Origin of the sequence: Salsipaludibacter albus (assembly GCF_019798055.1) — a bacterium.
Classification (GTDB): Bacteria; Actinomycetota; Nitriliruptoria; order Nitriliruptorales; family Nitriliruptoraceae; genus Salsipaludibacter; species Salsipaludibacter albus.
Map to the genome: position 1 here is coordinate 47,272 of NZ_JAHOPH010000014.1, position 18,116 is coordinate 65,387.

The 18,116-nt window shown below is 68.0% G+C and carries 15 protein-coding genes; 10 read left to right on the top strand and 5 right to left on the bottom strand.

What is annotated here, in order from left to right:
* Positions 1 to 352: 352 nt before the first annotated feature.
* Positions 353 to 1,945, bottom strand: a complete 1,593-nt coding sequence (locus KR546_RS10425; RefSeq protein WP_238444646.1) for a leucyl aminopeptidase — start codon at positions 1,943 to 1,945, stop codon at positions 353 to 355.
* A 181-nt stretch (positions 1,946 to 2,126) separates the two neighbouring features.
* Between KR546_RS10425 and KR546_RS10430 the strand changes: the two genes are divergently transcribed.
* From KR546_RS10430 to KR546_RS10440, 3 genes are all read left to right on the top strand, one after another.
* Entirely contained in the window at positions 2,127 to 2,660 is a 534-nt protein-coding gene (locus KR546_RS10430) for a Fur family transcriptional regulator (RefSeq protein WP_238444647.1), read from the top strand.
* A gap of 4 nt (positions 2,661 to 2,664) precedes the next feature.
* Complete coding sequence (locus KR546_RS10435; RefSeq protein ID WP_238444648.1) at positions 2,665 to 5,637, top strand: histidine kinase; 2,973 nt, start codon at positions 2,665 to 2,667, stop codon at positions 5,635 to 5,637.
* A 136-nt stretch (positions 5,638 to 5,773) separates the two neighbouring features.
* Entirely contained in the window at positions 5,774 to 6,454 is a 681-nt protein-coding gene (locus KR546_RS10440) for a response regulator transcription factor (protein WP_238444649.1), read from the top strand.
* Between the two features lie 8 nt (positions 6,455 to 6,462).
* Here the strand turns inward: KR546_RS10440 and KR546_RS10445 are convergent, their stop codons facing one another.
* The gene (locus KR546_RS10445; RefSeq protein ID WP_238444650.1) at positions 6,463 to 7,473 is read right to left on the bottom strand and encodes a DnaB-like helicase C-terminal domain-containing protein; all 1,011 of its coding nucleotides are present in this window, start codon (positions 7,471 to 7,473) and stop codon (positions 6,463 to 6,465) included.
* A 315-nt stretch (positions 7,474 to 7,788) separates the two neighbouring features.
* Between KR546_RS10445 and KR546_RS10450 the strand changes: the two genes are divergently transcribed.
* The 7 genes from KR546_RS10450 (at position 7,789) to KR546_RS10480 (ending at position 14,811) form a co-directional block, all read left to right on the top strand.
* A complete protein-coding gene (locus KR546_RS10450) occupies positions 7,789 to 7,980 on the top strand; it encodes a Flp family type IVb pilin (protein ID WP_274387922.1) in 192 nt (63 codons plus the stop codon).
* 62 nt (positions 7,981 to 8,042) lie between these two features.
* Positions 8,043 to 8,243 carry a Flp family type IVb pilin gene (locus KR546_RS10455; RefSeq protein WP_238444651.1) on the top strand — a complete coding sequence of 67 codons (201 nt, stop codon included), beginning with the start codon at positions 8,043 to 8,045 and terminating at the stop codon, positions 8,241 to 8,243.
* Between the two features lie 227 nt (positions 8,244 to 8,470).
* Complete coding sequence (gene cpaB / locus KR546_RS10460) at positions 8,471 to 9,286, top strand: Flp pilus assembly protein CpaB (protein WP_238444652.1); 816 nt, start codon at positions 8,471 to 8,473, stop codon at positions 9,284 to 9,286.
* 2 nt (positions 9,287 to 9,288) lie between these two features.
* Positions 9,289 to 10,431, top strand: a complete 1,143-nt coding sequence (locus KR546_RS10465) for a CpaE/TadZ family protein (protein ID WP_238444653.1) — start codon at positions 9,289 to 9,291, stop codon at positions 10,429 to 10,431.
* A 16-nt stretch (positions 10,432 to 10,447) separates the two neighbouring features.
* Positions 10,448 to 11,926 (top strand): TadA family conjugal transfer-associated ATPase, encoded by a 1,479-nt coding sequence (locus tag KR546_RS10470; protein WP_238444654.1) that lies wholly within the window; start codon positions 10,448 to 10,450, stop codon positions 11,924 to 11,926.
* On the top strand, positions 11,923 to 13,875 hold the full coding sequence (locus tag KR546_RS10475; protein ID WP_238444655.1) for a type II secretion system F family protein: 1,953 nt from the start codon (positions 11,923 to 11,925) through the stop codon (positions 13,873 to 13,875). Before KR546_RS10470 ends, KR546_RS10475 begins: the two co-directional genes overlap by 4 nt.
* Positions 13,876 to 14,811 (top strand): type II secretion system F family protein, encoded by a 936-nt coding sequence (locus tag KR546_RS10480; protein WP_238444656.1) that lies wholly within the window; start codon positions 13,876 to 13,878, stop codon positions 14,809 to 14,811. It abuts the gene before it with no gap.
* Between the two features lie 25 nt (positions 14,812 to 14,836).
* On the opposite strand, the gene KR546_RS10485 is transcribed toward KR546_RS10480, so the two are convergent.
* From KR546_RS10485 to KR546_RS10495, 3 genes are read right to left on the bottom strand one after another with little or no spacing between them, the layout of a single operon-like run.
* Positions 14,837 to 15,709, bottom strand: a complete 873-nt coding sequence (locus KR546_RS10485; protein WP_238444657.1) for an ABC transporter permease — start codon at positions 15,707 to 15,709, stop codon at positions 14,837 to 14,839.
* Positions 15,706 to 16,665, bottom strand: a complete 960-nt coding sequence (locus KR546_RS10490; protein ID WP_238444658.1) for an ABC transporter ATP-binding protein — start codon at positions 16,663 to 16,665, stop codon at positions 15,706 to 15,708. The genes KR546_RS10485 and KR546_RS10490 overlap by 4 nt, the downstream gene beginning before the upstream one ends.
* A complete protein-coding gene (locus KR546_RS10495) occupies positions 16,662 to 17,894 on the bottom strand; it encodes a glycosyltransferase family 87 protein (RefSeq protein WP_238444659.1) in 1,233 nt (410 codons plus the stop codon). The genes KR546_RS10490 and KR546_RS10495 overlap by 4 nt, the downstream gene beginning before the upstream one ends.
* Between the last annotated feature and the right edge of the window lie 222 nt (positions 17,895 to 18,116).

The window sequence follows — 18,116 nt, forward strand, 5'->3', positions numbered from 1 at the left end:
CGAGGCTGGGCGCTGAGAGCGATAGTCGGCCCGCTCGTCCGCTGCGAGATCCACTTGTCGGCCAGACCTCGCTGCCCAGGAGGTCATCGTCGGGATGCGAGGGAAGCTCCGCTGCGATCGGGCTTCTCGAGCTCTCCACGCAGCGTCAGTGGACGACCTGTCGAGGTGCCGTACCACCGGGGTGTTCGCGTTCACGTCATCTCATTCGTGCTGGGAGAACGTACGTTCGATGATACCCATGCAGTTCATGGCATGTCAAGCGTCGCGGCACCAGCGCTGTGGACGAATCCTTCCTGAGCAGCCGATCCTCGCAGGTCGGCTCGTCCCTCGACGACGGCCAGGGGAGGGCGGGTCAGTCGACCTCGCTGGCCTCGAGCAGGTGCAGCAGGGTGCGCACGCCCGTGCCGGTGGCGTTGGCGGGGAGGTGGCCACGGGCGACCTCGGCCCACGCCGCCCCGGAGATGTCGAGGTGGACCCACGGCACGTCGTGGACGAACCGCTGCAGGAACAGGCCGGCGATCGTCGCGCCACCACGCTCCTTGTCCGACGGCCACACCACGTTGATGATGTCGCCGACCTCGTCGTCCAGCTCGGGGTCGACCTCACTCCACAACGGCAGGTGCCACGCCAGCTCCCCCGCAGCCGCGGCCGCCGTCAGCACCCGGTCCAGCAGCTCGTCATCGTTGCCGAACACCCCGAACGCTCGCCTGCCCACGGCGTGCTGCACCGCGCCGGTCAGGGTGGCGGCGTCGATGATCGCGTCGACACCGTCCGCCGATGCCAGTGCCAGGGCGTCGGCCATCACCAGCCGTCCCTCAGCGTCGGTGTTGGCGACTGTCACCGTCTGGCCGTCGGCCATCGTCAGCACGTCCCCGGGACGGGTCGCGGTCCCCGACGGCATGTTCTCGGCCAGGGCCAGCCACGCTGTCACCGTGATCGGCAGGCTGCTGTCGGCCAGCGCGGACATCGCGCCCAGGATGGTCGCCACGCCACCCATGTCCTTCTTCATGACCTCCTGGCCCTTGGGCGGCTTCAGGCTCAGCCCGCCCGAGTCGAACGTGATGCCCTTGCCGACCAGCGCCAGCGACGCGATCGCCTGCTCGGACCGGTAGGTCACCTTGACCAGCCGCGGTGGCCGCACCGACCCGGCCGCGACCCCCAGCAGCCCACCGCACGAGTGCTCCGCCAGCCAGTCCTCGTCGAACACCTCGACGTCCAGCACGTCCCCGAGCTCGGCGACCACCCAGTCGGCCAGCTCGACCGGTCCGAGGTGGCCGGCCGGGGTCGTGACCAGCTCGCGGGCGATCAGCTGGGCGCGGGCATGGCGACGGGCGCGGGGCGCGAGGGCGTCGACGGCGCCGACCCTGCCCTCCGACACCACCAGCGTCAGCAGTTCCACGGTGGCGGGGGAGGGGTCGCTGCGGAACCGCTCGTCGCGGTGCACGCCAAGGGCGACTCCCTCGACGACGGCCCGTGCATGGAGGTCGGACGGGTCCACCTGGGCCAGCGTCGTGGCGACGTGCGCGGCGGTCGTTGCGACAGCACGGGCGGCGGCCCCCGCGGCACGACGCAGGACCTCGGGGGTCAGCTCGGACACCTGCCCCAGGCCGGTGACCACGACCCGCTGCCACGGACCGGTCGGCGTGGCCAGCACCAGCGCCTCGCCGACGTGGGCCCGGAAGTCGGCGGTGCGCAGGTCGGTCTCGACGGCGATGCCGACGGCCGCCAGCACCTCCTCGGTCCGCGGGGGCAGGATGCCGCCACGGAACAGTCCGACGACCATCGTGTCGGGAGACCCTGGACCGTCGATCCCGGACCGACCGGGACCATCGTCCCGATCCCCGTCCGTCACCTTGACCTGCTCGTCCGCGGGGGGCAGGATCGCCGCAGTGGCCCGGACGTCGGGAACGCCGGCCAGCGTGGTGACGAGCGAAGTGGGGGCCATCGTCAGGTCCTGGAGGGGGAGGGGGCACCGGCGGTTCGGCAGGCTATCCGTCATGGACATGCCGAACGGTCGTGACCCTGTCGCGGTCAGTCGTCGAGGCATGGCATCATGGGCACGTCGGCCGTGGACGACGTGGACCTCCACCCGGCCACGGAACACGTGCACGAAACACGAGAGGCGTGTGGAAGACGTGGCAGACGGGGCGCGAACGACCGTGCGTGGTGACGCGACCGCCCGGGACGGCTTCGAGGCCGTCCTGCGTGCGGCGGGCCACCGCGTGACCGAGCCCCGCCGCGCCGTCCACGCCGCACTGGTCGACAGCGACGGGCACGTCACCGCCGAGGAGGTCGTGGCCGCCAGTGGTGGCGACGTCAACCTCGCCACGGTCTACCGCGTCCTGGGGCTGCTCGAGGAGTTGGGCGTGGCCCGGTCCGCACGGCTCGGGTCGGACGGCTCGGCGTCGTGGGAGCTGGCCCACCCCGACGACCACTTCCACCTGGTGTGCGTGCGGTGCGGCGAGGTCGACCACCACGTCGGCGACGCCGTCGACCACTTGCGTCGTCACCTGCTGGACGGCCACGGCTTCCAGGCTGACGAGGTCGACCTGGTCGTGCGTGGGGTGTGCGCGTCGTGTCGCGGGGTGGCGGACGAGGTGGTCCCGCCGTCGCAACCGGCCGACGTGTCGGCGCCCGACCTCGCCCCCCGGGGGAGGTGACCTGATGGCGCGCATCGGTGTCCTCGGCCTGGAGCCGTTCCTGGTGACCCAGGTCGAACAGCTCGACCGGCGGTCCGACGTGGTCCTGATGGACCCGCTCGACGACGAGGACCGGGACGCGGTCGAGGTTGACGTGGTCCTGGTCTCGCGTGACCACGCGGCGGCCAGCAAGCTGCTCGCGGCGCATCCCTCCCCTCCGGTGGTCCTGGTCGACGACGGTGTCCCCGGCGAGGACGCCGTCGAGCCCGCCCGTGGTGAGCCGCGGCAACTCCACCGCCCGGTCGGGTCCCCGCAGCTGCGCGAGGCGATCGACCGGAGCCTGGGTGTGCCGGGATGGCGACGGGCGTTCCGCTCGATCACGATCGAACAGGACGACTCGGCCGTTCCGGACCGGTGGCTCGCGGTCCTGCGCACCCTGGTCGGGCTCGGCGTGCTGGCCTACGGGGTGTCGCAGGTCAGCGTGGTCGGCGTGCTCCCACTGGTCGTCCTGACGGCGTGGTTGGTGGGACGGGCGTTGTGGTGGCGACTGAGCACCCGGTTGGTGCTGGTCGACGTGGTGGTCGTGACCACGGCACTGGTGGGTTGGGGCAACGTCGAGGCGCCCGGGTCCTTCGACCTGGCGACCACACCACCCGTCGCGTTGGCAGTGTTGGCGGCGATGGTTGCGGCGGAGGCGGGATTCCTGTGGGGGTGGTGGAAGACCGTCGCGGGGACGCTCGTCCTGGTCGCCGCCAAGTTCGTCCTGTGGGGGCAGTTGTTCGACCGGACCCCGGGCGAGATGGCCGGTGGGGCGTCCCTGGTCCTGTTGCTCGCCCTGACGTCTGCTGCCGCCGGCGCCATGGCACGGCGAATCTGGTTCGACCACACCCAGACCCGCAGCAGTGAACTCCGAAGGTTCCGATCGTCGCTGTACGAACTGAGTCGCCGACAGGCCGTGGTCGCGGTGTCCTTCGACTTGGGCACGGTGGCCGACGACGCCCTGGCCCGCGTGATCGCCGAGGTCAAGCCCCAGGCGGCGATGGTCCTGGTCGCCGACGGCCCGGGTCCGTTGCAGGTCGCGGCGAGCCACAACCTCACTCGACCTCCACCAGTCCGCCTGACGTGGCAGCCGGGTGTCACCGACGCGTCGGACGCCTTCGTCCCGTCCGTGCGCGGCCCCATGACGGTGGGTGAGGACCGTGGACCGGACGAGGGGTTCTCCGGCCCCGACGGCGTCCCGGAATGGAAACCGTCGTGGCAGCGCGACGAGGAGGCCGACCACGCGGAGGAGACGCCCGACGCCCCACCGTCGGACGCCGAGCCCACGGACGACGAGGTGCTGGCAGCCTTCCCCGACATCGACCCGGGCGCCGACATCGTGTCCCCGAAGGACGACGTCGTCGTCGACGACGCAACTCCTGCCGAGCCCACTGAGGAGCCCACCGACGAGCGCGCGGAGGACGACCCCGAGCCGAGCGACGTGGCGACCGAGGACGAGCGCGACGCGCAGGTCGACGACGCTGACCCGGAGGAGTTGCAGGCACCGCCGCCGGCCTGGGCGGGTGCCGAGGGCAACGGGAGCGGCAACGGCGCCATCGGTTCGCTCGCCCGCCGGCTCGCCCTGCGCCAGGCGCAGGCGTCCGACCCTGGCGACGTCGATGGGACAGGGGAGGGCGAGCACGAGACCGCGTCCGACGACGGAGATGGTGCGTCGCCCACCACGATCGGTGCGCGCCGGGGCGGCGAGGTGTCGCGACGGGTGCGGAAGACCGACGCCGACTGGCTCGAGGACTCGGGTGGGGCCGTCCCAGCCCCGACCGACCTCTCCGCGGAGTCTGGCATCGACGGGCGGACCCCCGCCGAGGCCCATCACGCCCGTGGATCGGACGCTCCCTTCGAGATGGCCGACACCACGCCCGCCCCGACCGACGACGAGGTCGTGGCGCCGCCGCTTCTTCCGCCGCCGTCCACGTCCGTCCCCCGCACCTCCACCGGCGACGTGGTGTCCGGGACGGCGCCGCCCTCCGCCCGAGAAAAGGCGCAGGCACGGGACGTGTCGCGCGGTGAGGAACTGCTGGACCGCACGACCATCCGTGGCACCCACGGCAGCCGGTTGCGCGACGTCATCACGCAGCTCGGGGCGTCCTTGCCCGATGGGCCTGTCCTGGTGGATGCCTGCGAACTGGACGGCGAACTGATGGGGGCGCTCGTCGTCGTCGGGGCGGCGGACGCCAGTTCGGTCGAGCGGCATGCCGAGGAGACGGCCCTGGCGCTGGACAGCGTCCGCCTGTTCAACCGGTTGCGGGCGTTCACCCGTGACCAGGAGCGCGCCCGGATCGGGCGGTCGCTCCACGACGGCGTGATGCAGACCCTTGCCCACGTCGCCTTCGAACTCGACCGCGTGTCGCGCGACTCGTGGGACGAGTCCCAGGTCGACACGCTCGGGCGTCTCCGTGACCACGTGCTCGGGACCGTCGACGAGATGCGCACCGTGGTCAACGACCTGCGGACGGTCCGGCTGGATCGTGGCCTGCCATCCGCCCTCGAGGCCATGGCCCTGACGCTCTCACCGGCGGGCGGACCGGTCATCGAGACGCAGGTCGAGGAGGTCCGACCACTGCCGGGTGACGTCGAGGAGCAGTTCCTGCGCGTGGCCGAGGAGGCGCTCAACAATGCCGTGCAGCACTCGGGCGCACGACGGGTGGTCGTGCGTTTGGAGACCAGGGACGCCGGTGTCCTGTTGCAGGTGCTGGACGACGGCTTCGGGTTCTCGCAGGCACGGGTCGGGGACGAGGACGGTGGCGTGGGCCTGACGTCGATGTACCAGCGTGCGCGCTCGATCGGCGCGGGGCTGGACATCGACACGGGGGCCAACGGCACCATCATCACGCTGCACCACGCAGTGACACCCCCCGCGCAGCAGCCCGAGCCAGATGGGGCGGACCTCGTCGAACCGCCGGTCGACCCTCCGAGCCGCTGGTGGCGGCGCGGAACCTGACCGATCCGGGCGGGTTGCCGACCCTCCCGCACCCAGGTGGTCGGTCGGTGTCGAGTCCCATGACGGCCCACTAGAGTCATGGGTCCAGGGTGGGGCCTGCCAGCGCCTCGCCGAACCTGTCACGAGGTGGTTCTTGGTGGCCGACGATGCACGCGCGACGACGTCCGGCGACGACGGCGGGGGAGCGCGACCACGGATCGTGGTCTGTGACGACCACACCCTGCTGCGCCAGTCCCTGGCGAACATGCTGGCCGACGTGGGCGAGGTGGTGGGTGAGGCCGCAGACGGCCGTGAGGCGCTCGCCCTGATCGATCGGCTCGAACCAGACCTGGCGGTGCTCGACGTCAACATGCCGCCGCCGGACGGCCTCGAGGTTGCCGCCAAGGCGCGTGCACAGTGGCCGGACATGAAGATCGTCATCGTGACGATGCACACCGAGGACGAGGTCCTGCGGCGTGCGACCGAGGTCGGGGTCGACGCCTACCTCACCAAGTCGGCCTCGACCGACGAGGTCCGCACCGCGGTGACGTCGGTCCTGTCCGGCGGGTCATGGGTGTCACCATCGATCGCGACCCGGCTGATGGCCCTGTCGTCCAACCGCCCCGACGACCTGACCGACCGCGAACGTGACGTGCTGGTCGAGCTGGCTGCGGGGGAGCGGATCGCCAGCATCGCCGACCGCCTCTTCGTGTCCGAGAAGACGGTCAAGAACCACCTGACGAGCATCTACCAGAAGCTCGGCGCCGAAACGGGCGCCCAAGCCGTCGCCGTCGCCTACCGCTCGGGCCTCGTCTCCCCCCACACGCAACACGACTGATCGAGGGATCACCCTCCATCGCCGCCGATGCGGTCGTCGGCCAGCCTCTCGGAGACGTGGCGACCTTCCGGGTGGTAGCGGAAGTGCATGAAGTCCTTCTCGAACTCCAGGTTGACCAGGTTCGGGCCGGAGCGGTTCTTCTCCAGTGACCAGATCACCCAGTTCTCGTACTCCTTGGCGGCCTGCCCCCCGTAGGCCAGGTGGGCCTTGGCCACGGCATCTCGCTTGTCGTTGAGCAGGACGACGACGTCGGCTTCGAAGGCGATGGCCGACGTCTCGTCCAAATGGGCGAGGCGCAGCTTCCGTGCAGTCAATCCCGCGACGCTCAGTGACGCCAGGGCAACGACCGGGATGTCGCGCGCCATGGCCAGGTCCTTGAGCCCCTCGACGACCCGCCGGGATCGTGCAGTGGCGTCATGGTCGTCCGTCGGAACCTTCTGGAGGTAGTCCACGATCAGGAGGGGGACGCCCTCCTTGGACTCGATGGTCTCGACCACGAGGTCGTCCAGTGCGTCCAGGTCCGTCTCCCGGACGGAGCCACCGAGCAGCACGAGATTGTCACCCACGGCCGTCAGGTCATTGAGCGCGTGGCGCAACGCCGGCTCACTGCGGACGACGTCCGCCAGCCCTTGCTGCTCGAGCGCTCCCCGACGCAACCGCTCCTGCAACTGGGAGATGATCCGGCCGCGTGGATCCTCGACCCCGGTCTCCTGGGCGAGCATGCGCAGCAGCATCGCGGTCTGGTCGTGCTCGTAGCACACCACCACCGCCGGGTGGTTCGCCGCTGCGACGTGCCGTGCAGTCTGCAGGCCCAGGATCGTCTTTCCGACGCCAGGTGGGCCGGAGAAGATCGTCAGGTCACCACGGCGGAGCCCGCCCCCCAAGGCCTCGTCGAAGGCCTTGAAGCCCGTGGGGATCGGCTCGAACCCCGACGCCCGACCGGCACGCAGGTCTGCATCGAGGTCATCGAGCAGTGTTGTGACGGTCTTCGGCGTCGGCATCGCCAGGTGTCCGGACATGGGGCCCCCATCGCGGTGTCGCGGTCGACCCAATGATGCCACGCCGGGACCGACTCTGCGTGGTTCGTGGTGGGACCACATCACGTATTCGTGGTGTCACGGGGCCGGAACGGGACTTCAGTCCCAGATGCTTGCGCCACAAGTCTGCCGAGTCATCGTGCGGCAGTGGTTTACAGTTCAACCCGAACGCGCGGGACGTACCGGCACACCCGGAGGGGGAGCAGGCGACACCCAAGCGTTTGGGGGAACGCAACGTTCTACCAGCCCGGTCGCGGAGCGCGGTCGGAACCGACATGCAACTCAGGAGTTTCAACCATGCTCATGATTCGTGAAGCACTCGCCAAGGTCCGCAACCAGGACGAGGGCGCGACCGCGGTGGAGTACGCCATCATGGTCGCCCTGATCGCCGCCGTCATCATCGTGGCTGTCGTCGTGCTGGGCAAGAACGCCAGCTCGACGTTCGACTGCACCGCCCAGTCGGTGACCTCCCAGACCGACAAGTGCTGAGCCCGTCCGCGGCGGCGTCACTCTGCCGCCGCGGGCAGTAGTTCAGTTCAGAGGGAGAAACCATGTTGCACTTGACCAATACTCTGCGAGCCCGGCCATCCACTGAGGAAGGGGCAACCGCGGTGGAGTACGCGATCATGGTCGCCCTGATCGCCGCGGTGATCATCGTCGCGGTCGTCGTGCTGGGCAAGAACGCCAGTTCGACGTTCGATTGCGTCTCCGACGCCATCCCAGCGGGCACGGGGGCCGACCCCTGCAACTGACGGTTCACGGCTTCCTCCCCGATGGTGTCGGGGAGGAAGCCGTGCCCTCTGTCAGGCAATGTCCAGGAGACGCATAGAAAGGGCATTCACGGCGGCCACTAGGTGGCTGTGAACAGTCGGGGGACCGGGGGTCGCACCTGAGACGGTGTTCTGCCTGCCTGCTCGCGCCGTTGCGGCGCGCCGACCCCGATCCAGTAGGATCATCGAACGAGGGGTAGGAGCACAACGTGGCATCACGTGCAGCAACCGGGCGTGCGATCGCGATCATCGCGGGGCTCGTCCTGGCCTTGATCGCAGCCTTCCTGATTTGGCGATATGTCAACACGGCCGACCAACGGGCTCAGGAGGGTGCCGAACTGGTCGACGTGTTCGTCGCATCCGGGGGGATCCCAGAGGGCACGACCGCTCAGTCCGCCGTCAGCCAGAATCTGATCGAACTGGATCAGGTCCCGACCGACGTCCGTCCCGAGAACGCGATCACGTCGCTGGAACAGATCTCGGGCTTGGCCGCCACTGCTGACATCGAGCCTGGTTCCTTCATCCAGCAAGGGCAGTGGGGGGACCCAACCATCATCGATGCAGACTTCGAAGTGCCTGAAGGTCTGGTCGCCATTTCGCTGCAGGTGGGGATCCCGGAGGGCTTGAGCGGCTATCTCACGCAAGGCGATCGGGTCGCGGTCATCGCCCACATTCAGGCGCCCCCGTCGACAACCTCGACCACGATCGGCCCCGACGGCAATCCCGTCGAGGAGACCGTCGAAGACGCTGAGCTGGACACGACGCGGGCCGAGTTTGTCGCTCGGGACGGGGTGGTGCTGACCGTGGGACAGCGCACGATCGCCACGAATGAGGAAGGCACCCAAGAGGACGAGATCCAAACCGATGAAGCTCTGGTCCTTGCAACGGTCGCAGTGACTCCCGAAGACGCCGAGAAGCTGGTGTTCTCGTCGAACGAGGGGCTCCTCCACTTCGCCCTGTTGCCCGAGACCGGTGAGCTGCCGGACACTCCGGGGCGCACATTCGACGACCTGTTCCAGGAGTGACCGTGATCCACACCTTCCTGGTCGATCCGACCGACGAGGCACGCGACGCGATGGCGCGTGCCCTGGGTGAGGACCAGCCGTGGGTAGGGCACGACTCATTGCCGCAACTCGCCCAGTCGATCGACGAGGGTTCCCTCCCAGCCATCGTCCTGGTTGGCCCGGGAATCGTGCATGATGACACCATCATGCTGTCGGAATCGGTGCACGATGAGCACCTTCCGGTCGAGATCATCCAGTTCTCCAAGGCCCTGGACCCCGACCGCCTCAGGGACGCCCTGCGGGCCGGCGTGTCTGACGTGGTCGAGGTCGGTGCGGACGACGGGGAAGTACGTGCCGCGGTTGCTCGCGCGCTCCGTGACCTTCGGGCTCGGGAAGCCGCGCCCCCAGTTCAGGCGGTCGCTTCTGACGAGCTGACACCGATCGTCGCCGTGGTGGCTGGCAAGGGAGGGGTTGGTGCCTCCCTCGTCGCCACGAACCTCGCGACGGCGCTGGCGAACTCGGGCGTCGAGGTGGGGCTGGTCGACCTCGACGTGCGGTCGGGTGACCTCGCGATAATGTTGCAGAAGCGGCCATCGTTGAACTTGCTGGACGCTGTGGAGCGCGCCGAGCATCTCGACGTGGACGCCCTCGAGGGGTACCTGACAAAGGTCGGCGACCACCTCCAATTGTTGGCTGCCCCGCTCGAGGGGGGGGAGGTGCACGTGGCCACCACCCCGTTCATGCATCTCCTCGGGATGCTGGCCGATCGGGTGGACGTGATCGTGGTCGACATCGGTGACGCCCACGACGCCACGGGGCGGGCGGCCATGGCCGAGGCCCGTGAGATACTGGTCGTCACCACCCGTGAGGTCACTGCGATCAGGGGGACGCGCCGCGTGCTCGCTGACCTCGAGGTGGTTGGGACGCCTCGGTCATCGATCCGGCTGGTATTGAACCAGTCCGATGCCTCGACGGGGCTGGGGGTACCCGACTTGGAGAAGGCGCTCAATTCGAGCGTGGATGTCAACATTCCGGTCGACAAGGCCGGGTCGAGGTCCGTCAACCAGGGGGACCCGCTGGTGAACCGTCGCCGGTCCAAGAGTGGGCAGGCGCTGATCGCACTGGCGGGGGAGCTCGAGGAATCCCTCGGGCTCCGTGAGGAATGACGAGAAGGGCACTGACATGGGTCTGTACGACCGACTGACCGGACGCCCGGGGGATGACGGCGACGCGGAGGGAGAAGGAGCCGGCGCACCGTCGACGATGTTGCCCCCGCCGCCCGCCAGCAACGGGTCATCCAATGGGCAGCCCTCTGGCAACGGGCTGGTGGCACCGCAGGCGCCGATCCCGTCGCCGACCACGAACAGTGACGACGACTACCTGAGCGACCTCCGGCGTCGGACGCACCTGGCGTTGGTCAAGGCGATGGGTCCGGCCCTGTACGACCCGTCGACGTCGACCCTCGAACTCGAGCGACAGGTCCGCAGCAAGCTCGGCGAGGTCATCGCGGCGGACTCGACGCCGCTGTCGCAGACCGATCGGCAGAAGCTGATCGAGACCACGATCGACGACATCCTCGGCTACGGGCCGATCGAGCCGCTGCTCAACGACCGGACCGTCACCGAGGTCATGTGCAACGGACCAGACGCGGTCTACATCGAGCGCGAGGGCAAGCTCGTCCTCACCGACACGAAGTTCCTCGACGACGGGCACCTCCGCCGCACCATCGAGAAGATCGTCGGCGAGGTGGGCCGACGGATCGACGAGTCAAGCCCCTACGTCGACGCCCGCCTCCCCGACGGATCCCGTGTGAACGCGGTCATCCCGCCGGTGTCCCTCGATGGCCCGATGCTCACCATTCGCAAGTTCTCCCCCGAGGCCTACGGTGGCCAGGATCTCGTGAACTTCGGGACGTGGTCACCCAAGGCGGCGAACTTCTTGGCGGCCTGTGTGTCCGGCAAGACCAATCTGTTGGTGTCTGGCGGGACCGGTGCCGGCAAGACCACGACCCTGAACGTCCTGTCGTCGTACATCCCGCTCGAGGAACGGATCGTGACGATCGAAGATGCGGCCGAGCTCCAACTTGGCCAGCCCCACGTGGTGCGGATGGAGTATCGACCTCCCAATATCGAGGGGCGCGGGGAGGTCACGATTCGCGACCTTGTTCGCAACTCGTTGCGCATGCGTCCGGATCGCATCGTGGTCGGTGAGGTTCGCGGCGGTGAGGCGCTGGACATGCTGCAGGCCATGAACACCGGCCATGATGGATCGATCTCCACCATTCACGCCAACTCCCCGAGGGATGCGTTGTCACGCCTCGAGACGATGGTGCTGATGGCCGGGGTCGATTTGCCCGTGCGCGCGATCCGTGAACAGATCGCGGCGGGCGTGCAGTTCATCGCCCACCAGTCCCGGTTCCGTGATGGCTCCCGCAAGATCACGCGGGTGTCGGAGATCACCGGCATGGAGGGTGACGTGATCACGATGCAGGACATCTTCGAGTTCGATTGGAAGGCCGGCACGGACGAGGCGACCGGCAAGGCGCGGGGCAAACTCGAGCCGACAGGTATCCGACCGTCCATCACCGATCACCTACGGGACCTCGGCGTTCAGGTTTCGGTGTCCTGGTTCGCACCCGACGACGAGATGGCGGTGCGGTGACCGTCGCAACCCTCCGTACCCAGCGAGGCCCCCTGTACTTCGCGGCAGCCTTCGTCCTGATGCTCGTGGGTCTGCTTCTCGTGCCGACGGCCCAGGCACAGGACGCCTTGGGAGTCACGATCCGCGAGCCCGAGGTCCGCGAGGACGGTCAGACCCGGCTGGTGGTGGACGTCGACGGTGTTGCCCCGGGCGAGCTCGGTGAGGACGCCTTCTCGGTCAACGAGGAGGGCGAAGCAGTCGGAGGGGTGACCGCGGGGCTTGCCGGCGTCGTGGCTCCGGACGAAGCGCGTTACGTGATGCTGGCAATGGACGTGTCCGAGTCCACGGCTGGTGCACCGCTGGAGACTGCAGTCGTCGCCGCAAATGGTTTCACCGAAACGGTCACGGCGGAGGGCGTGTCCGTCGGGCTCGTGATGTTCGGGGAGGAGGCCGCCCTGGTCCGTGAGCCCACTCTAGACCCTGCCGAGATCGCGAGCGGACTGGACGAGTTGACGGTGCAGGACGCGACACGGCTCTACGACGGGGTGGTCGTGGCAGCCCGAACTCTCACCAATTTCGACGGCCGACGTGACATCCTGGTTTTCACGGACGGGACCGACAATGGGTCAGAGGCGACACTTGACGGCGCCGCCGATGCAGCCAGTCTGGCGGGCGCGTCCGTGTCGTCGGTGGCCCTCCAGACCGACGGCCTCGACGTCGATCCACTGGAGGCCCTCGCGGAGGACACGGGCGGCAGGGTGGTGCAGGCAGCGGGGGTCGACGATCTCGGCGCGGCATTCGCCGATGTCGCTCAGGACGTCAACAACCAGTACATCTTGACCTACCCCTCGACCGGGCGAACGGGGAACTTCGAGGTCCAGGTCGTCGTGACGGCCGGGGAGAGCACCGCTGCGGACTCCGTGCAGGTGCTGAGCACGGTCGCCCCCCCGGTGTCGGTCGCGCCGAACGTCGTCGCCGTGGCCTCGCCGGGCATCTTCTCGAGCACGACGGTCGGCATCTGGGCAGTGGCGATCGCGGCCCTCGCCGTGGCCTTGATTCTGTGGTCACTTCTTGTCCCGGTGAGCGATCGTCAAGTCGTACGCAACCTCGAGGCGGCCGTGGGAAGCACTGCGGCCTCTGGACGCCGCGAAGACATCTCGCCGACGACGGCGGCCATGTCGAGGCGTGCAATCGAGTTGATCGAGCGCGTCCCGAAGCCCGAGGGGTATGACGAGGCGATGCAACAGCGCATCGACCGAGCATCCTGGCCTTTGCGCAGCTCGGAGTTCACCACCCTCCGAGTAGTCGCCGCCCTCGTGGCCTTCGGGTTGGTTTGGGCACTGCTCGACTCGATCCTGTTCGCCCTTCTCTTCGCGGCTATTGCGTGGGTCATCCCGAACATCGTTCTGGGCTTCCGGGTGCGTGCGCGCCAAAGCAAATTCATGGAGCAGTTGCCGGACACGCTGCAACTGCTGGCAGGATCCTTGAAGGCGGGTTACGGCGTGCTGCAGGCAATTGACACGGTCGTGAAGGAGTCGCGCGAGCCGACCAAGTCCGAGTTCCAGCGGGTCCTTTCGGAAGCCCGTCTCGGTCTCCCACTGGAACAGTCGCTGGAGGACATGGCGGATCGGATCGGGACCGACGACTTCCGATGGGTTGCGGTGTCCATCAGCATCCAGCGTCGCGTTGGTGGCAATCTGGCGCAGCTTCTCGAGACGGTCGCCGCGACGCTGCGCGAGCGTGCTGCCACCCGTCGCCAGATCAGTGCTCTGTCTGCCGAGGGCCGCCTCTCGGCCGTTATCCTCACTGCTCTTCCGTTCGCGCTGGGCGCGTACATGTTCTTGGTGAACCGGGAGTACCTAAGCCCGCTGGTCACGACTGGCTTTGGCCAAGCGATGTTGGTCGGAGCCATCATCCTCATGGTGATCGGCGTGTTCTGGATGAAGAATCTGATCGAGATCGACGTTTAGATGGATCCGATGCTGCTCCTCGCCCTCGCTGCCGCCGCCATCGGCGTGGCGATCATCTTCGGTGTCGCCATCGACACCGTGATGTCTCGCCGCGCGGTGAATCGCTCGTTGCGTGCAGCCACGTGGGACGATGCCGAGATCGCCCAGGTACGCCAACGCGAGTTGGCGGTCCCGGCGACCCAGCGAATCTTCGTCCCGGCACTCCAACGGGTGGGGCGAGGGGTCGGCAGGTTTGCCCCTGCTTCGGTCGTGGAGCGGCTGGACCTGGAACTGACGTACGCCGGGGGCAGCACCACATGGGACGGAGAGCGTGTCCTTGCTGTCAAGTTCGTCTTGGCGGTCGGACTTCCGATCGTGACGGCCCTGGGGCTTCCGTGGCTTGGTTTCGGCGGTCTCGTTGTCCTGGTCGGGGTCGGGTTGATGGCCGCCGTCGGCTGGTACGCCCCCGAGTGGATCCTGCGCAGCCGCTCCGGCCGGCGCCAACACGCCATTCAGCGGGCGCTCCCGGACGCCTTGGACCTCCTCTCCATAACCGTTGAGGCCGGACTGGGTTTCGACGCCGCTCTGGACAGAGTCGCGCGCGAGGTACGGGGTCCGTTGGGCGGTGAGATGTACCGCGTCGTCCAAGAGATGCGCCTGGGCCGGGCGCGGGCAGATGCGCTCAGATCCTTGGCAGAACGAACAGACGTCGAGGAGTTGAACTCGTTCGTCCTGGCCATGATCCAGGCGGACATCTTCGGGATTTCGGTAGCGCAGGTGTTGCACGTGCAGGCCGACGAACTTCGCATCAAGCGTCGTCAGCGTGCTGAGGAGGAAGCACAGAAGTTGCCGGTGAAGATCATCTTTCCGCTGCTGTTCGGCATCTTCCCGGCGTTGTTCGTCATCCTGCTCGGCCCGGCCGCAATCTCGATCTACGAGAACGTCATCCAGCGCTGAGGCGCCCTGTCGGCGTCGAACTCCATCAGAGGCGCTCCGCGAGCCGGTCTCGGTTGAAGTCACGGGCTGCCAGCCGCATGGTGATGGCAGCCGCGACCCAGATGACCAAGCCGAGCACCGCGACGAAGCGGACCGAGAAGAGCAGTGCGCCGGCGACCTGACCGATGAGCAGCAGGATGATTGGCAGCACAACGAGCGAGCCGAACTGGTGCGCAGCCTGGACGGACTGCACGCGGCTGGACACCAGCACCATGACCCCGAGCGCGAGGGCTGCCAGGGCCGGCGTGACCACGATGGCGAGGAGCCACCACGAGGGTGTCGGGAAGAACCAGCCACCGACAGCGCGCCAGCCGAGCCCGTTGGCGACAAAGATGTAGACGACGAACCCCCCAAGAGAGACCACCATGGCAGGCAGCCATGCGGACAGGAACTTCCCGATGAAGAGTTCCCTGTCCGTGGTCGGCGTGTGTAGCAGGGGTTCAAGCGTTCCGCGGTCGCGTTCGCCCGCGAACGAGTCGGCCGCGATGACGGTGGACACCATCAAGGGAACCAGCAGGTAGAGCGGGGCGATGAACACCTGCAGGATGAAGGTTGGCCAGGCAGCAGCCCCACTGAACCCTGTGACGGCCTCGGCCGTGTCCGGGGTGAACGACTCGGCCAGCCCGCCGGCGCCCGGGGCTTGGCTTATCTGCCCGGTCGTGGACGAGGTCAGGACGTCGCCGCCTGCCACGAGCAGGACGGGCAGGACAATCAGGATCACCGTCGGTGCGACGAGCAGCGGGATCCGGACACCCTTGTTGCGGAGCACCGACGCGATGTCGCGCCTGCTGACCGCCCTGATTCGACTCCAGCGCAGCCGCTGATCGCCCTGTTGGCGGTGGCCCGTGACCGTGGTCATGTGAGGGCCTGGCTCGGTGCGGGAGATGCCGGGTGGTGCAATGACACGTACACGTCCTCGAGACTGGGTGTTTGGGGAACGACCGACTCGACGGCGACACCGGCGCGAACGAGCTCGGACACGAGCGTGGCTGTGGTGTGGTCGTGGGTCGGCACGCTGAACGTCCATGGGGTGCGGTGGGGCTCGACTGGACCGACCAGGTTCTCCACGACCTCCAGCGCCCGGAGGTGGGTGTCACTGTCCGTGGTGATGGCGACGAAGGGTCGGGCTCCGGTCCGGGTCAGTTCGCGGACGGTTGCGTTCGCGAGAACATGGCCGTGTTCGAGGACGACGACTCGGTCAGCGATGGCATTCGCCTCGGCCAAGTTGTGCGTCGAGACCACCACCGTCGTGCCGTGGTCTCGACTGCGAGCGGCGACCAGTTCACGGACCCGGCGCGCTGCCAGCGGGTCCAGGTTGGAGGTCGGTTCGTCGAGCAGGAGAAGCTCGGGCTCATGCAGCATGGCGCGCGCCAAGGCGGCCCGCTGCTTGAGTCCGGCCGAGAGGTCACGTGTCGGCGTGTCACCCCGGTCGCCGAGGCCGAGCGAAACGAGTAGCGCGCCGGATCTCATGTCCGCCACGTCCGGCGTGAGCCCGTACATGGCCCCGTAGGCAGCCATGTTCTCGCGGATCGTCAGGAAGTCGTCCAGCGCCGGGTACTCGGTCAAGACTCCGGTGCGTGAACGCACGGCTTGGCCGTCGACCACGGGGTCCATGCCCAGGGTGAGCACCTGCCCGGCCGTCGGGCGGAGCAGCCCATTCAGGACGCGAAGTAGCGTGGTCTTGCCCGCACCGTTGTGGCCAAGAAGGGCGACCACGCTTCCCCTTGGCACGGCGAAGGAAACGTCGTTGAGCGCGCGGAGGGAGCCGAAGTCGCGGTGAAGGTTGCGAACCACGATTGCCGTCGCGTCTGTCATGCCGTCGGTTCCCCCTCCGCGCCCCGTCGCTGCTCGTCGGACGGATGGTACTGCGGATGATTCGGTGCCATGCGGAGCGCCGATTGGTTCTGCACGGAGGACTTGTCGCGGTCCGGCAGATCCGCCACCCAGGCGGAGGCCAGCACCGCGACATACGCGACGCGGACCAGGGGATGGATCTCGAGCACCATCAGGGGCGCAAGCGCCCATGATCCCAGAGCCCACGGGAGCCCCCGGCTGATTGCCAGGGAGCCGATGACCGGGACGAGCAGGACGAGCTCATAGCGGAGCGCGTGGGGGGCGGTCGTCAATATTGCCAGGCAGAGGAGAGGGAGCAGGGACGTCGGTTGTGGATATCGGCGTGCAAGCACGATGAACCCGACCCCCAGTGCGACCGCGAGTGCCATTCCGGCAATCTCGTTCCAGGGTGCGTCCAGCGTGCCCCGTAGGTACTCGACGAGCGACACCGTGTTGCCGGTATTGAAGGCCTGGTTCCCGGCGTCCGTGATCGCCAGGATCTGGTTGGCCCAGATCGTCACCCAGTCCAGCCCAAAGACAACCGCGCTGAGTCCCCACAATCCGACGCCGACGGCGGCTGCGGTCGCGGTGGCACGTAGGTGGCCCGCCACCAACACGAGCCCGAGTACGGGAATCGCGAACTGGGGCTTGAACCACAGCCCCCCCAGCACGAATCCGGCGAGGACGGGCTGGTCGCGAGCGAGCAGCCACGTGCCTGCGGCGATGAGGAGGAGCGTGATGGAGGCGTTCTGGGCGCCGCCGTAGGACACGAACGAGCCGGCGTAGGTCACGCTTCCGAGGTATCCGACGGTGCGCCATGGGGGAACGACGGCCAGCAGGTCCATCGTCAACCGGGTGGCCAGCAACAAGCAGGCGACGAGCAGGATCACCCATGCCACGTAGCCAGATGCAAACGAGACCATCCCTGCTGGTACAAAAAGAAAGGCAAAGATCGGGGGATAGGGAAAGGGGGCGAAACGTCCGTCGAGGAACGCCGACATCTCACGTTGCTGAGCCGCTGCGTCCAGCAGCGTTGCTGGATTCGTCCGCGCCAGGACGCCAGCCGCGCGAAATGGTGCCCAGTCACCACCCAGGCGCCCCCCGGCGATGGTGGCCACGCCATCAGCGGACACCAATGTGACGACAAAGGCGATGACGAGGGCACCCGCGACGGCAGTACCAAAGCGTCTTAGGCGCGCGGGGGTGAGCATGTCCAGCCCGGGTAGTCGACGAGACGTCGGGTGAGTATGGCGGGAGCCTACAACCTTCATGGCTCACGACAGGATCCACGACCGTGGGACAGTGTTGGCGTCGGGACTGCGTTGACCTGGTCACGAGTCGCCCGGGTAGGTTCGGCCCGGACAATTTTCTTTCGTCGCGGGGCCCCACAAAGGAGTGATGTTGGCCACGGTTCGCACCTTCCGGCCGAGGGC